The organism is Haloarcula argentinensis DSM 12282 (assembly GCA_000336895.1).
Taxonomy (GTDB): domain Archaea; phylum Halobacteriota; class Halobacteria; order Halobacteriales; family Haloarculaceae; genus Haloarcula; species Haloarcula argentinensis.
This window is the reverse complement of record AOLX01000005.1, coordinates 289,460-305,650: the sequence shown is the minus strand read 5'-3', so window position 1 is coordinate 305,650 and position 16,191 is coordinate 289,460. Positions and strand designations below refer to the sequence as shown.

Sequence of the window (16,191 nt, the reverse complement as noted above, 5' to 3'; positions counted from 1 at the left end):
CTACGTCTGTTCGACCGACAACCGAATTGAGGTGCTACCCCTCGTCTACCTTCCCGTTGCGCCGGTCACACTCTCTCGCCTCCAGGTCCCGCTCTGCCGGCTCACCGTGCCCGCCACCACCAGGCGTTCGGACGGAAACGGTCGACCCGGCCTCGATGTCAATGGAGGCCTTCGCGGGGACCGGCTTGCCGTCGACCAGATTCTCACCCAGCGCGCCGTCTTCGCCGCCGTCGATTCCGGCAGGCGCTGTCCGTCGGCGCTCCGTCAGTAGGGACACGGTGGCATCCGTCTCGACGGTGACGGTTCGTTCGAGGCCCAGGCCCCCGCGGTATCGGCCGTCGCCGCCGCTCGACGGACGTAGCGCGTACCGCTCAACACGGAGCGGATACTCAGCCTCCATCGCTTCGACGGGCGTGTTGAGCGTGTTCGTCATTCCGACCTGCACGCCGTCCATCCCGTCCTTTTCCGGTCTGGCACCGAACCCGCCGCCGATCGTCTCGTAATACGTGAAATCGCCGGTTCGGTCACCGATGATGAGGTTGTTCATCGTTCCCTGGCCACCGGCGGGAACCCTCTCGGGGACTGCCGTGGCGAGCGCCGCCAGCGTGACATCCATGACGCGCTGGCTCGTCTCGACGTTGCCACCGACGACTGCGGCCGGCGCGTCCGGGTTGAGTACTGATCCTTCGGGTGCGGACACGGACACCGGCTCGTAACAGCCGTGGTTCGGCGGAATCTCCGGGTCGGTGATCGCCCGAACGACGAAGTAGACCGCGCTCTTCGCGACTGAGAGCGGCGCGTTCAGGTTGCCTGCCACCTGGTCGGCGGTCCCGGCGAAGTCGACAACTATCGAGGCCCCATCGATGGTGACGGCCACCTCGATCGGGATATCATCATCGGTCACGCCGTCGCCTTCGAGGATATCCTGCGCTCGATACGTTCCGTCCGGGAGTGCGTCGAGTTCAGCCTCGACCCGCTCGCGGGAGTACTTGATGACGGCATCGAACGCGTCCAGCAGGGTCGACCCGTGTTCTTCGAGGAGTTCACCGATTCGTTCCTCGGCCCGTTCGTTTGCCGCGCGCTGTGCCCGAAGGTCCGCCTCGCGCTCGTCCGGCGTCCGGACGTTGGCACGGATAAGGTCGTGAACCGCCTCGTTTGGATCGCCACCGTCGACGAGTCGGACAGCAGGCAGGCGGAGCCCCTCCTCGTAAATCTCCTGTGCACCCGGTGGCATACTACCCGGCGAACTCCCGCCAACGTCGGCGTGATGTGCCCGCGAGACGGCGTATCCAATCACCTCGTCGTTTGGTGCGATCGTCGAGACGAGCGTGATGTCCGGGAGGTGCGTCCCGCCGGCAAACGGGTCGTTGACGATGAATACGTCGCCCGGCTTCGGGTCCTTCTGCAGGACGATATCCACCGCGTCGGGCATCGCGCCGAGGTGGACCGGGATGTGTTCCGCCTGTGCGATCATCCGACCTGACGCGTCGAAGAGTGCCGTCGAACAGTCCTGTCGCTCCTTGATGTTCGGGGAGTAGGCCCCACGGATGAGCACGTGGCCCATCTCGGTTGCAACGCTTTCTAGCTGGTTCCTGAGGATTTCCAGCGTCACCGGGTCGATCGTCTCCTGTCTGTCACTCGGTGTCGTGGTTTCGTCGTTCATGTGTCGCTCACCACCGCTGTCAATGTCCCGTCATCGCGCGCCCGGACCTCCCAGGCCGGTGGGATGACGATCGTGCTCTCATCGCCCTCGACAATCGCGGGGCCGTCGATTCCGCTCTCTGGTGGCAGTTTCGCTCGCTCGTAGACCGGAGTGTCGCGGACATCGTCGGTAAACACCGCCTCGCGGGACCCCTTGCGTGGGTCGCCAGCGGCAGTGTACTCGACCGGCGGTGCGCTCCGTTCGACTGTCGTCGTCACGCGACAGTTCACCAGTTCGACCGACTCGTCCGCTCGGTAGCCGTATGCGGACTCGTGGGCTGTGGCGAACCGCTCGCGGGCGTCCGCGGTGTCGAACGGCCGGTCGACGTTCACGGTGAGTTCGAAACTCTGGCCGGCGTACCGGAGGTCGGCAGAGCAACGCACTGTCGCCGTTTCGCGGTCGCTGACCTCCGTTAGTAGTTCTTCGGCCAACTCCTCGTAGACGGCCTCGACATCGTCGGGATCGACCGCATCGAGCGACCGCTGATACGTCCGTACCGCGTCGCGCTTCTCGTCGGCTGCGAGGAGGCCATATGCCGACAGTACGCCCGAGGCGCGCGGAATCACCACCCGGTCGATATCGAGGCTGTCCGCGATTGCTGCCGCGTGCATCGGCCCGGCACCCCCGAACGCGGCGAGCCCGAACTTCCGTGGGTCGTAGCCGCGCTCGACGGTCACGGAGCGAATGGCTCTGGTCATGTTCGCGTTCGCGACGCGGTAGACGCCACGGGCGGCTTCCAGAGGCCCATCGAGCCCCGCCTCGTCGGCGAGATCCGCAAGCGCGTCGTGGGCCGCATCCGCATCGAGTGAGAGTTCACCGCCCAGACTGGTACTTGCGCCGATGTAGCCCAGCACGAGGTTCGCGTCGGTGACGGTCGGCTCCGTTCCGCCCTTCCCGTAGCAAGCGGGGCCAGGGTTCGCTCCGGCGGAGCGCGGGCCGATGCGGAGTGCGCCCCCGGCATCGACCCAGGCAATGGACCCACCACCTGCGCCGACTGTTTCGACGTCGACCATCGGCGTCTTGATCGGCCGCTCGTTGATGACGCCCTCCGTCGTCCGTTCGGCTTCGCCATCGCGGACGAGGCTCACGTCGCTAGATGTCCCACCCATATCGAACGTAACGAGCCCGTCCTGTTCGTCTGCCGCCATCGACCCTGCTCCAACGACGCCAGCAGCAGGGCCAGAGAGGACGGTCGTCACAGCGTTCCGCCTGACAGTGTCGGCGTCGGTGATGCCGCCGTTCGCCTGCATAATTCGGGGCTGTGGAATCCCGAGGTCCCGCGCACGGTCGGTCAGACGGCTGACGTAGTGGTCAATCGCCGGCCGGACGTACGCGTCGACGGCCGTTGTCGACGTTCGTTCGTACTCGCGGAACTCGGCGAGGACTTCGTGCGAGGCCGAGACAGGCACGTCGAGCTCATCCCGCAGGATGTCTGCGACGCGTGTTTCATTCTCGGGGTGTGCGTACGCGTGCAAGAGCGAGACCGCGACAGACTCGACATCCATCTCGCGCAGCTGCTCGGCGATTGACCGGACTTCGTCCTCGTCGACGGGCTGTTCGATACCGTCGGTGGTCGTCCGTTCGGACACTTCGAAGCGGCGGCGGCGGGGAACCAACGGTGTCGGCTTTTCCGCCGACAGATCGTACAACGAAGGGCGGTCCTGCCGACCGATCTCCAGAACGTCCCGGAACCCGTCGGTCGTGACGAGTGCGGTCTTTGCGCCGTCCTGTTCAAGCAGGGCGTTGACCGACACGGTCATCGCATGGGAGAACTCGCTTACAGTCTCAGGGTCGACCTCGGCCGCTTCGCAGGCCTTCTCGATTCCGGCGATGACGCCCTCGCTCTGGTCTTCGGTACTCGGGACTTTCGCGGTCACGAGTTCGCCGTCGAGCGACAGCGTCACGTCGGTGAATGTGCCGCCGACGTCGACACCGATCCGCCGGTCGCCCATCTACAGCACCCCCGCGACGCTGAGCAGCGTCCGAACCCCGAGCCACACGACGACGAGTGTCACGATCACACCGAGGGCGTTCGCTATCGACCCGTTCGTGTACTCGCCGAGGAGGTCCCGCTGGTTCATCGCGTATATCAGGAATACCGCGACGATCGGCAATAAAATCCCGTTGACGACCTGTGCGAACACGATGATCTGGACGGGACTGCCGCCCAGCAGTACCGAGAGAACCCCGACACCGAGGATGGTGCCCCAGACGGCACGGAACTGTGTACTCTGCATATCTGAATCCCAGCCGAGTGCACCTGTGGTTGCCCACGCACCCGCGAGCGGCGCTGTCGTCGCGCTCGTGAACCCGGCGGCAAAGATGCCGATGCTGAAGAACAGTTCGGCGTACGGCCCGGCAATGGGCCGGAGCTGTTCGGCCATCCGCCCGATATCGCTGATCTGTGTTCCGGGCTCGAATGCTGCGGCCGCAGTCACCATGATCGTAATCGTGATGACGCCGCCTGCGACGATCGAGAGCACCGTGTCGATGCGGGAGTGGCCGATATCGTCGGGCCCGCTCCACCGCTCCTGGACGTTACTCGCATGCAGGAACAGGTTATACCCGACGATGGTTGTTCCGATGAGGCCAGTGATGAGGTACAGCGACCCCGAGGGGATACCGGGGACGAACCCCATCGCAATCGCACCGGGATCGGGACCGATGAGGATCGCCGATGCTACGAACGAGAACGCCATCACGGCAACCAGACCAATGAGCGCTCGCTCGATCAGCTTGTAGCGCCCAGTGTAGAGCAGGAGTCCGGCCACGAGTCCCATCACGACCCCCCACACCGTCGAGTCGATACCAGTAATCGTCGCGAGCCCTGCGGCACCGCCGAGGATATTCCCGGCCTCGTAGGCGGCGGTCCCGACGCCGATCGCGCCGACAACGAGGAATATACTCACGTACTCGACGATCTGATTGTCGAACCGTTCTCGAAGTGCTTCGCCGAGCCCCTCCCCCGAGACAAGACCCAGTCGCGCACTCATTTCCTGGAGAACGATCGTTGCAACAATTGAGAAGACCATTGTCCACAGGAGTGCGTAGCCAAACTCCGCTCCGGTAACACTCGCAGTCGTGACCGTGCCTGGGCCAATGAACGCGGCGGCGACCATCGCTCCCGGACCGACGGCTTTGAGTCGTTTTGTAATGCTCATGATTGTTGGTTTTGATAGCCACTGTCACGGTCCCAGCAGGTAATGAAAAACATTGTTAAGACCTGTGTGTGGCCGGAACATCGGTCGTATGAACCCTGTGTCTGTGTCACCAAGTGTGTGAACTAGTAAGAACTCCCACATCCCCCGATTCGAGTCTGTTTACGTCCCGTGCCGGGGGTATTCACGGTTCTCGCTCTCTCAGTAGAACTTTCGACACACTCTCGTCGACTTCAATTTCGAACGGGAGGTCGGCGATGCTACCACGAATGAACCGAATCATCAACCACCGCACTGACTCGGATGGGAACACCACGTGGAAACTCCCTTTTTCGTCCCGCCGAACGGTCAGGAACCCACACAGCGAGAGCCACTCGAGAACATCTTCGAGCGAATCGAACCGCTCAGCGTATTCCTGAGCGTGGTACTGTGCCACCTGATCGATCATTTCGAGAACCTCCTCGTCCCGCTCGTCCGAGTCGGGAAACTGGCTCAGGAGTGCGTGCAGCAGGTCGATGTCCAGCAGGACGTGCTCGCCCGTCGAGAGCATCTCGTAGTACGTCTGGAGGTGGTCGCTGTCGCTCGCGTGGGCTGAGTCGAAGTTTGCCGCGTAGAACGCGATCGCCTCGCGGATCAACTGGCTTTGACTTTCCCCAGTTCGGTCGGTCAGACTCTCTAACGTCTCCTTGGTCTCCTCGTCGAGAGAGACGGTGACGCGGTCGGTTGGCATAGTGTTCCTCGTCACTGGATGGCCTTAATATCGTGTCGTTTGGTGACAGAGGGCTCGAAAACACGGCAGCGAGAACGGCAGCCAGATGTGGTCCGGAACCCGTTACGGCCAGGTGCCGCGCTGCTCGCCGGCGTTCATGACCCGCTGGAGTGCGATGACGTACGCGGCGGTCCGGAGCGACGGGAGGTTTCGCTCCTCGTAAGCCTCGACGAGGTTCCCGAACTGCTCCACGATAATCGAATCCAGTTCCTCGTTCACGCGCTCTTCGGACCAGTAGAAGCGCTGTCTGTTCTGGACCCATTCGAAGTACGACACGATGACGCCGCCCGCGTTCGCGAGAATGTCCGGGATAACCAGCGTCTCGCGGTCGCTGAGAACGTCGTCCGCTGCGGGAGTGATCGGGCCGTTCGCGGCCTCAGAGATGACGTCTGCAGAGATCTCATGTGCCAAAGACTCGTCGATGGCGTTTTCGAGTGCGGCTGGGATCAACAGGTCGACGTCGAGCGTGAGCAGTTCATCGTTCGTGAGTTCCGCCGCCGCGTCCGGAGATCCGACGACACTCCCGGTTTCGCGTTTGTAGTCTTTGACTGCGACGGGGTCGAATGACGCTTCGCTGTAGATCGCCCCTCTCGAATCGGATACGGCGACGACGTTTGCTCCCATCTCGTGAATGAGTTTCGCTGCGATCCAGCCGGCGTTCCCGTAGCCCTGGACCGCGACCGTTGCGCCTTCGATCTCCTTGTCGAGATACTCGAAGGCTTCACGCGCTGCGACGACCGTCGAACGCCCGGTCGCTTCGACGCGACCCTCGCTGCCACCACTCGCGAGGTCTTTCCCGGTGATGACGCCGGGCTCGGTCGTGTTTTCGAGTGTCTCATAGGTGTCCTTGATCCAGTTCATCTCGCGCTGGCCCGTGTTGACGTCAGGTGCGGGCACGTCGCGGTCGGCTCCAATCAGTGGCGTCAGTTCCTTCGCGAACGAGCGGGTGACCCGTTCGAGTTCGCTCTCCGAATAGTTGCTCGGGTCGATGACGATGCCGCCTTTCCCGCCGCCGAGTGGGATATCGCCCGTCGCCGTCTTGTAGACCATCCAGCCGGAGAGCGCCTTGACCTCGTCCCGGTCCACCTGCGGGTGATAGCGGATCCCGCCCTTGTACGGGCCGCGATCACCATTGAACTGTGACCGATACGCGCGGAACACCTCGACCGACCCATCGTCCATCTCAACAGACAGGTTCGTTTCCAGTATCCGCTCAGGGGTTTTCAGCCGTTCCAGCTGTCCCGCTGAAATGTCTAAATATTGTGCTGCTGCACCGATCTGTGTCCGTAGACTCTGGTACGGATTTACATCAGACATGTATCCACGGGATTAATCGAGATACCAAAAGCTATCTATTTCTACCAGCAAAGTTACTATATTATTTGACATAGCAGAAGCTAGCAAAGGGGGCTTATAGCGGCATTCGGGTCCGAAATACTCAGCCTATTTTCACATTCTTATCAAATTTTGTTACTACTATGTTTCCTGAACAATCTGTCACCCGAACAGTGGTATCCGTATCGAGTGCCACAGCGTCCGCAATCTGCTCCGTTCCACTTACTGGAACGTCAACCCGGTCGACGTCCGGGATCAGACAGTCACGATACTCTGCACGTTCGAGCAGGACGTCGCCGCTGGGGAAATGCCAGACACGCGTCACGGATCGGAACAGTGGCACCGACGTCGGCGCTTCGACGCGCCTGATAGCTCTCTTCTCCGTCAAGCGACGTTGTACGTCCATCATGGCTGAGCTAAATCGGCAGGAGCTATTCGCTCACGACCGCCTGAACGACAGGCAGGGACCGACCGTGTCGGCGTCTGTGTGATGTCCGTCATGTGTCTTCGCGAGTACCGGCCGTCGATCGATGGCACTCTATCGAAACGACCACGGGAATGAGGAAATACTAAATTGTTTAGCAACGAAGCCCTCCGAACACCAGGTGTTTACTATTGAACCCTCCATTCAAAACGCGGCAACTGAAGCACCCCTTCCCCAACCGGTGGCGAGAACCCACACGAGTAGCCACGTATCGCGCCAGTGGCCTCAGTGATCGGTTTGTGACCGGGAGAATCAGATGAGCGACGCCGGGAGTCCACTCGACACAGCGCAGGTTCTCGTTGTCGGTTCTACAAACTGGAGCGAGCCGTTCTCAGCTGCTCTCAGCGCGAGTACCGAGGCCACTATCCACACCGCTACGACGACAGCGGACGCCCTGGATACCGTTCGGCAGCAGTCGGTCGACTGTCTCGTCACGGGAGAGACACTCGACGATGAGAGTGGTATCGAACTGGTCCGACAGCTCCGGGACGTGGCTTCGGACCTCCCCGTCGTCCTCGGGACTACGGATGGAAGTGAAGCCCTGGCGAGCGAGGCAATTCAGGCCGGCGTTTCCGACTACGTTCCCCTGTCAGGCACAGACGGCCTACGGATAGATGACCTAATCGAGCGAACCGAGAAGACACTCCAGTCCGCTCAGCGAGCGATCACGCAGCGCGAACGGGCACGGCAGTTCGACGCCGTCTTTCAGGACACACAGACGGCCACGTGGGTCCTCGACCCGGGCGGCTCGCTCGCCCGTGTGAATCAGACGGGACAGGCGATGATCGCCGAGGCCGTGGACGCGGTCATCGGTGACCTGTTCTGGACGCTGCCGTGCTGGTCCCAGTCCGAGGCGACAGAACGCGATATCCGGAAACTCGTAGAGGCCGCACGCGACGGGCAGTTCGGTAACGCGGTCGTTCACCGGCCGACCACGGCCACGGACCGCGTTATCGAGCTTTCGGTTCGTCCGGTCCGGAACGACTTCGGCGACGTCACCTCGATTGTAATCGAAGGGATAGACATCACGGACCAGGTCACCCTCGACCGTGACCTCCGTCAGTCCGAGGAACTCCACCGGGTCACGCTCAGCAATATGACCGACACCGTCCTCATGACGAATGAGGACGGGGAATTTACCTACGTCTGCCCGAACGTCCACTTCATTTTCGGCTACACCGACGACGAGATCCGCGGGCAGGAAACGATCGACACACTCCTCGGCGAGGACCTGTTCGACCGTGCGGAACTCGCAGAGAAGGGCGTTCTCAAGAACATCGAGTGTACCGTCACCGACAAAGCGGGCCACGAGCACACACTGCTGGTCAACGTCCGCGAAGTCGCGATTCAGGGCGGGACGCTGCTGTACAGCTGCCGGGATATCACGAAACGGAAACAGCGCGAGGAAGCGCTGGCGACGCTGCAGGAAACCGCACGGAAGTTCCTCTACACGGAGACCAATCAGGAGATCGCTCAGCACATCGTCGATGACGTGCTCAGTGTGTTCGATGTCTCCGCGAACGCCATCTATCTGCACGACGCTGAGACGAACGAACTCCAGCCTGTCGCACAGTCACAGGCGATGACCGAACACCATGGGCCACTTCCGGCTGTCCGCACGAACGACGACACGCTTCCGAGCCACAGTTTCGTCAACGACGAGACACTCGTGTTCGACGACGTCCACACGTCGGACCGGCTGGAAAACCGGGCGACCGACCTCCGTAGCGTCATGTTCATTCCGCTGGGCAACCACGGCGTGTTCGTCAGCGGCTCGACAGCCGTCGGGGTGTTCGACGACGTGACACAGGAACTCACTGACCTGCTCGCAGCGACCGCCGAGGCTGCCCTCGACCGGGTCGTCCGAGAATCTCAGCTCCGGGAACAGGACCGCGAACTCCAGCGGCAAAACGAGCAACTGACCGCCCTGAACCACATCAACAACACGATCCGGGAGATAGACCAGACGATCGTCAGCGCCGAAACACAGGAAGAGATCAACCACACTGTCTGTGAACGGCTGACTGACACGGACCGATTCAAGTTCGCGTGGATCGGGAGCGTCGACCCGGGCGGTACTACCGTCGAACCGCGAGCGTGGGCCGGCAACGAACAGGGGTATCTCGACAGTCAGTCAATCGCCGTCGCGGACTCCGAGACCGAGCCCGCGGGCCAGACGGCTGCGACCGGCGACGTGACGATGATCCCTAACGTCGCCGCCGACCTCCGAAACGCGCCGTGGCGTTCTGACGCGCTCACCCGTGATTTACTCTCGGTGCTGAGCATCCCGCTGGTGTACAACGATCTCAGGCACGGGGTCCTCACCATCTACGCGGACACGAAAGACGCGTTCGACGAGACAACGCGCACAGTGTTGCGCGAACTCGGCGAGACGATCGCCTCGGCGCTCAGTGCCATCGAACGAAAACACGCGCTGCTCACGACGTCGGTGACTCGCGTCGAGTTCGACATCGATGACGAGCGATTCCTCCTGTCGAGACTCGCCCGGTCGGCGGGATGTTCCCTCTCCTACGAGGGTGGCATCCAGCACGCACCGGCTGGTAACAGCGTGTTCGTCACGGTCGAAGACGCTGACGTGCAAACGGTTGCGGCGGCTGCGGCGGACATGACGTCGATTGACGACGTGACACAGATCAGTGACGACGACGCCGGGAGTGGCGTTCTGCGGCTGGAGTTGTCACAGCCGTTCCTCGCCTTAGAACTGGCCGACCACGGTGCTATCTTCCGGGCAGCGACTGCGGACCCGGACGGGACGACACTCGTCGTCGATGTGCCACAGAGCGTCGACGTTCGAAACATCGCACAGTTGGTCGACAGCACGTTCTCCGGCGTCGAACTCAAGCGAAAGGAGACGCTCGAACGGGGTATCGAGCAGGACCGCAGTTCGGAGTTCCTCACGGACCTCACGGAGCGCCAGCTCGAAGTGATTCAAACCGCCTACTACAGCGGCTACTTCGAGTCACCGCGCACGAGGTCCGGTGAGGACATCGCAGCGATGCTTGAAATCTCTCCGCCGGCGTTCTACCAGCACGTCCGGACTGTCCAGCGGAAGCTGTTCACCACACTGTTCGAGGATCGGAGCGTCTCGGGTCTAGAGTCGTGAAAGGGGTTCAATAATAAACAACTCAAGTCGCTCCTACTTCTTTGTTTAACCTCTGAATATTCCTTTGATGTCCTTCTATTCCTTAACCGAGTACTGGCGGTCGGACACCGCCACTCGTGAATACACATGAGAGATGTCGAGCAAGACCACGACGAGGAGACACCGTACGAGTGCTTTGCGTGTGGCAAAGTCATCACTGCAGAGAGCCAACCGGAGAACTGTCAGGACTGCGGCGGTGAAATGCGCAACCGACTCACTCCGCTGGAATAACGATGGGACCGGAACTGAGCTCCGCTTCTCCTTCGGAAGACTCGCCGACGCCGTCCGAGCCAGAATCAGCGCTCGAAACAGCCCGTCTACAACTCCACCGAGCCGCGGACCACCTCGATATCGACCCGAACATCGTCGAGCGACTGAACCACCCGCGAAACGTCCACGAAGTCACCGTTCCGATTGAGCGGGACGATGGTACAGTCGAAGTGTTCACCGGGTATCGAGCCCAGCACGATAGCGTCAGGGGACCGTACAAAGGCGGGCTTCGCTATCACCCCGATGTGACGAGGGACGAATGTGTCGGACTCGGGATCTGGATGACCTGGAAATGCGCGGTAATGGACCTCCCCTTCGGCGGCGCGAAAGGGGGTATCGCCGTCAACCCGAAAACGTTGAGCCGAGACGAGAAAGAACGGCTCACCCGCCGGTTTACACAGGAACTCCGCAAGGTCATCGGCCCGAACCTGGACATTCCCGCCCCGGACATGGGAACAGACCCGCAGACGATGGCCTGGCTGATGGACGCCTACTCCATGCAAGAAGGCGAGACGATTCCGGGTGTCGTCACCGGGAAGCCGCCGATTGTCGGTGGGAGCAAGGGACGCGAGGACGCGCCCGGTCGGAGCGTCGCGATTATCACACAGTTGGTCTGTGAGTACTACGACCAGCCACTGTCGGAGACCACGGTCGCAGTACAGGGCTACGGCAGTGTCGGCGCGAACGCAGCACGGTTACTCGACGAACGGGGCGCGACTGTCGTCGCGATCAGTGACGTGAACGGGGCAATGTACGACCCCGCCGGAATCGATACGGCGACAGTGCCGTCACACGACGAGGAACCGGAAGCGGTCACCGAGTACGCCGACACCGTGATTTCGAACGACGAACTGTTGACGCTGGACGTCGACGTCCTCATCCCGGCCGCACTTGGGAACGTCATCACCGAGGCTAACGCGGACGACATCGCAGCGGATTACGTCGTCGAAGGCGCGAACGGTCCGACCACGTCCACTGCTGACTCCATCCTCGCTGACCGAGATGTCATGGTGATCCCGGACATCTTGGCGAACGCCGGCGGCGTCACGGTGAGCTACTTCGAGTGGCTACAGGATATCAACCGCCGGTCGTGGTCACTCGAGCGCGTGAACGACGAACTCGACGAAGAGATGCGGGCGGCCTGGGACGCAGTCCGGACGGAGTTCGAAAACCGCGACATCACGTGGCGCGATGCGGCGTACATCGTCGCCCTGTCCCGTATCGCGGAGGCCCACGAAGCGCGTGGGCTCTGGCCGTAGCACTGGTTCTGTCGGTTCCAGCACTGTCACTGTCGGTGCCGAGAAACCGCGACCACTGCTTCCCTCAGTAGTGGAACTCGAACCGTGCTCCGCCAGCAGTGCTCTCCGTCACACGGACGGTCCAGCCGTGCGCTTTGGCGATGTCCGCCACGATCGAGAGTCCGAAGCCAGTGCCCCCTTTGGTAGATGTCACGCCGTGTTCCAGTACCTCCTCACGCTTCCCCGGCGGAATTCCGTCGCCGTCGTCCGCGACGTAGAACCCGTCACGGCCGTCTAGCTGCCCGACGGTTACTGTGACATCTTCTCCACCGTGTTCGATAGCGTTTCTAAAGAGGTTCTCGAACAGTTGCGTCAACCGGCCGGCGTCACCAGCCACTGTCTGGACCGTGTCAGCAACTGTCAGCGTTGCCTCAGCGGTGTCGACGTATCCCCAGGCTTCCGTCGTCACGGTCTTGAGGTCGACCTGTTTCGTATCCGTAACTGTGGTCTCACCGCGCGCTAGCGTAAGGAGGTCGTCGATCAACCGCTCCATGCGGTCATGTGCCGCCTCGATCCGGTCTACGTGACTGAGGTCGCCTGTCTCTTCGACGATGTCGAGAAACCCGATGGCGATGGACAGCGGGTTCCGGAGGTCGTGGGCCACGACACTGGCAAACTCATCGAGCCGCTCGTTCTGTCGCTGGAGTTCGGTTTCCCGGCTCGCCCGTGTGAATGCCGCCTCGACAGTCGTACCCAGTATCTGGAACAGGTCCACGTCCGTCTCAGAGAACGTTTGTTCCTGTGTCGTTCCGACGCCGATCAGCCCAAACTCGCCCAGAGGCACGAACAGGCCACTCCTGAGTTGTGCGTCGGCCTTGCCGAGTGTCACTTCGGACTGGAGGTCGTCGTATTGACGCACCTCAGACGTTTCGAATGCCTCCCACGCAAGCGCCTCTCCGGACTCCAACCGCGGGAGTTCACCGAGCAGTTCTCCCGTGGCAGCACTCGCCGTCAGCGGGACGAGCTTGTCGGCTTGATCGGCATACTCCCAGATACCGGTGAGCTCGAACCCGAGAATATCGACGGCAGCCTCGACAGCGATGTCGCCGATTTCGACATTCGACTGTGCACCACTGAGCCGCTGTGCTGTTTCCTGCAGTGAGCGGAGCTTCGACTCTAACTGCTTCTGTTCAGTGATATCCTCCAGAACGGCCAGTATGCTCGTTATCTCCCCATCCGGAGCAGTGATGGGGGCAACCGACAGGAGTAAATCCAGTACCTCACCACCTTTCGTTTTCCGCCGTATCTCCTTGCCGCGAATCGGCTCGCCGTTCAGTGCGCGCTGTCGATGGGATTCGAACTCAGCCTGCTGCTCGTCCGGGACCATCGGATTGAACTCGCCGAGCACCTCCTCTCGTGACCAGCCGAACATATTCTCGGCCCCGTCGTTCCAGCGGATGACTGCTCCGTCCGTGTCGATTTCCATGACGGTGAGTGGCGTTGCCTCGATGAGTGATTCGAGTCGCTGGTTCGTCGTTTCGAGTTTGCGTTCCCGCTCGACCTGTTCGGTTACGTTGCGGGCGATGCCGACGATCCGGACGATTTCGTCTTCGAGGATGACTGGCGCGAGGCTCGTATCCCAGAACCGTGCATCGTCAGCGATGTCTAACTCCTCACGATACGAGATTGGCGCACGCTGTTCGACACAGCGAGTGTAGTTCGTTGCGAGCTCAGCACCGCGGTCGTCACCGAATACTTCCCGTGGTGTTTCCCCTCGAACCTCGTCAGTCGTGAGTCCGGTCTGTGACTCGTAGCCGGGGCTGAGTCGAGCAAACTCGAACGCTGGCTCGTTACCAGCCGTATCGACGTCGAGCATGAATATGGCGTCACCGGAACTGTTGAGTAGTGCCTCGTACTCTTCGGCAAGTTCCTGGTGCGCTCGTTCCCGGGCTTTTCGCTCCGTGATATCCTGAAAAACCCCCCGAAGCACGGGCTCATCGTCCTGTGGGTCGTCGACGCGTTCTCCCCACGCCCGAACGTCGCGCACGTCGCCGTCGGTCCGAACGATCCGGAGATCGATGTCGTACGGTTCCCGGTCCGCAATCGTCTGCTCGACTGCCTGCGCAATCTTTTCCCTGTCGTCAGGGTGATAAAAACCAAGTGCGTCATCGAGTGACGGCTCGTGTTCGTCGTCAACCCCGTGAATCCGACGGACGCCGTCAGACCAGTCGAGGCTGTCCGTCGATGGAAAATACTCCCACACACCGATATCTGCGATGTCTTGCACCCGCTCGAACAGGAACTCCTGGCGCTTGAGGTCGGTCTGGTCCTGCATCCGGGATATTTCGGCGCTCACAAGCTCCGAGAGTAGCTTCACGAACGTTTCCTCAAGCGCTCCGAAGGGCGCGACTCGCGTCGTCGGACTCGAAAAATTAACCGTCCCGTACCGGACTCCATCGACGATGAGTGGCACGCCGATATACGATTCCAACTCCAACTCACGATACGCAGGGTGGGTTTCTTTGCCATCAGTGACAGCATCTGCGAACGAGCAGACCGCATCTGTCCCGACAACCTCCGCGCAGTACGTCGATTCGAGGTCGAACTGATCTCCGGGTTCGATTTCGGCGTCCGGTGCGTGCGCTGCCGTGACCGTGTAATCGTCGCCCTGAACGTGTGAGACGATTCCGATGTCGAGCCCGAGTGTCCGACAGCCAAGTTCGAGCAATTCTTCGAGACGCGCCTCGGCCGAGATCTCGCCCCTTGCCATGACGCTCTGGAGGTCACGAAGCGCATCTCGCTCCTGCTCTAACTGTCGTTTCGCCATGCTCTGTTCGGTGATGTCACGGGCAACGACGAGCACCTGTCGGCCGTTGTTGCTCCCGAACGGTGTGACGCGGACATCTAACGTCCGCTTGCCGCCACCGGTCGTCACATCGAGTTGCAGGTCCGTGCCGTACAATCCTGTCGCCCCACCGTCGGTCTCGATATCAGCGACCGTCGATTCGACCGCCGCTGTGAACCGGTCCGCATCGCAATCGGATATCCGGTCTCCCACGACCGTTTCCAGCCGCTGTCCCGTTATCTTGGCCGATCCGTCCCCGGTAACAAGTCGTCTCGAAGCGGTATTCGCGAACTCGATTGTCCCGTCAGCATCGAGAACGAATACAACGTCGTGGATGTTTTCGAGGATCGCTTCACTGCGTTCTAACTCCAGTTCCCGTTCCCGCTCCGCCGTGGTTTCTCGTGAAAAGACGGTCAGACCGTCATCGTCGGGAAAGACTCGTATTTCGACCCAGTAATCCAACGGCTCGCCAAGGTACTGCTCGAACGACATCGGGTCGCCGGTCTCCATCGCGGTTCGGTATTTCTCTTCGAGTTCCGTTCCAACTATCGAGGGGAACTCTTCCCAGATGATCGTCCCGACGATAGTTTCGGGTTCGCGGTCGACGCGCGTTGCCATCTTCTCGTTTATATATTCGATGCGCCATTCGCTATCGACGGCATAAATCGCGTCAGTTGCCCGCTCCAGCGTTCGTTGGAAGCGGTCGGACAGTCGCTCGGCGGCCGCTTGTTTGCGAGCGGCCTCAGTGAGCGTCTGGATGCGACTCGCGAGCAACTCGAAACTGTTCTGGCCCGAATGGATCGGGACGTAATCGGAGACACCCGCCTGCGTTGCTTCGCTCGCGATTCGCTCGCTCCCCCGACCAGTAAATAGTATTGTCGGTCCTTCGTATTGTTCAGTTTGTAGCCGATCTAGGAGATCAATTCCTGTCCCGTCCGGCAATGAGTACGACGTGACTACACAATCGATAGTCGAAGTTACAAGCAAGTCGAGAGCAGCCTCTATACTCCCGACAGTGGTGACGTCAAAGACAGTTGAGATATTCAGGAGTTTCGTCTGCGCCAACTCAGCAAAGTCACCATCGTCGTTTACATACAGAACACGGATGGAATCGGGAGTCTTGGCACCTGCATAGACCATTGCTATAGCTATGCATCGAGCTTTTATGAATCACCCGTGCTAGTTCTTATGTATGATATTTTACCGGGACAGCTAGCTCTGTGCTGC

The 16,191-nt window shown here is 61.0% G+C and carries 9 protein-coding genes; 3 read left to right on the top strand and 6 right to left on the bottom strand.

Annotated elements, in window-relative coordinates; all coding sequences use genetic code 11:
- Window positions 1–34: 34 nt before the first annotated feature.
- From C443_RS02070 to C443_RS02050, 5 genes are all read right to left on the bottom strand, one after another.
- Window positions 35–1,663 carry a hydantoinase B/oxoprolinase family protein gene (locus C443_RS02070; protein WP_005533324.1) on the bottom strand — a complete coding sequence of 543 codons (1,629 nt, stop codon included), beginning with the start codon at window positions 1,661–1,663 and terminating at the stop codon, window positions 35–37.
- The gene (locus C443_RS02065; RefSeq protein ID WP_005533322.1) at window positions 1,660–3,654 is read right to left on the bottom strand and encodes a hydantoinase/oxoprolinase family protein; all 1,995 of its coding nucleotides are present in this window, start codon (window positions 3,652–3,654) and stop codon (window positions 1,660–1,662) included. The genes C443_RS02070 and C443_RS02065 overlap by 4 nt, the downstream gene beginning before the upstream one ends.
- Complete coding sequence (locus tag C443_RS02060) at window positions 3,655–4,863, bottom strand: Nramp family divalent metal transporter (RefSeq protein WP_005533319.1); 1,209 nt, start codon at window positions 4,861–4,863, stop codon at window positions 3,655–3,657.
- 181 nt (window positions 4,864–5,044) lie between these two features.
- Window positions 5,045–5,590, bottom strand: a complete 546-nt coding sequence (locus tag C443_RS02055) for a ribbon-helix-helix protein, CopG family (protein ID WP_005533317.1) — start codon at window positions 5,588–5,590, stop codon at window positions 5,045–5,047.
- A gap of 102 nt (window positions 5,591–5,692) precedes the next feature.
- Window positions 5,693–6,946 carry a Glu/Leu/Phe/Val family dehydrogenase gene (locus C443_RS02050; RefSeq protein ID WP_049943824.1) on the bottom strand — a complete coding sequence of 418 codons (1,254 nt, stop codon included), beginning with the start codon at window positions 6,944–6,946 and terminating at the stop codon, window positions 5,693–5,695.
- A 758-nt stretch (window positions 6,947–7,704) separates the two neighbouring features.
- Here C443_RS02050 and C443_RS02040 point away from each other — a divergent pair.
- From C443_RS02040 to gdhB, 3 genes are all read left to right on the top strand, one after another.
- Window positions 7,705–10,572: a bacterio-opsin activator domain-containing protein gene (locus C443_RS02040; RefSeq protein WP_005533311.1), complete on the top strand. Its 2,868-nt coding sequence runs from the start codon at window positions 7,705–7,707 to the stop codon at window positions 10,570–10,572.
- Between the two features lie 126 nt (window positions 10,573–10,698).
- Window positions 10,699–10,842: a rubrerythrin-like domain-containing protein gene (locus C443_RS21055; protein ID WP_005533309.1), complete on the top strand. Its 144-nt coding sequence runs from the start codon at window positions 10,699–10,701 to the stop codon at window positions 10,840–10,842.
- 2 nt (window positions 10,843–10,844) lie between these two features.
- Window positions 10,845–12,140: a glutamate dehydrogenase GdhB gene (gene gdhB / locus C443_RS02035; protein ID WP_005533306.1), complete on the top strand. Its 1,296-nt coding sequence runs from the start codon at window positions 10,845–10,847 to the stop codon at window positions 12,138–12,140.
- 64 nt (window positions 12,141–12,204) lie between these two features.
- On the opposite strand, the gene C443_RS02030 is transcribed toward gdhB, so the two are convergent.
- Window positions 12,205–16,104 carry a PAS domain S-box protein gene (locus C443_RS02030; protein ID WP_005533304.1) on the bottom strand — a complete coding sequence of 1,300 codons (3,900 nt, stop codon included), beginning with the start codon at window positions 16,102–16,104 and terminating at the stop codon, window positions 12,205–12,207.
- Window positions 16,105–16,191 lie beyond the last annotated feature (87 nt).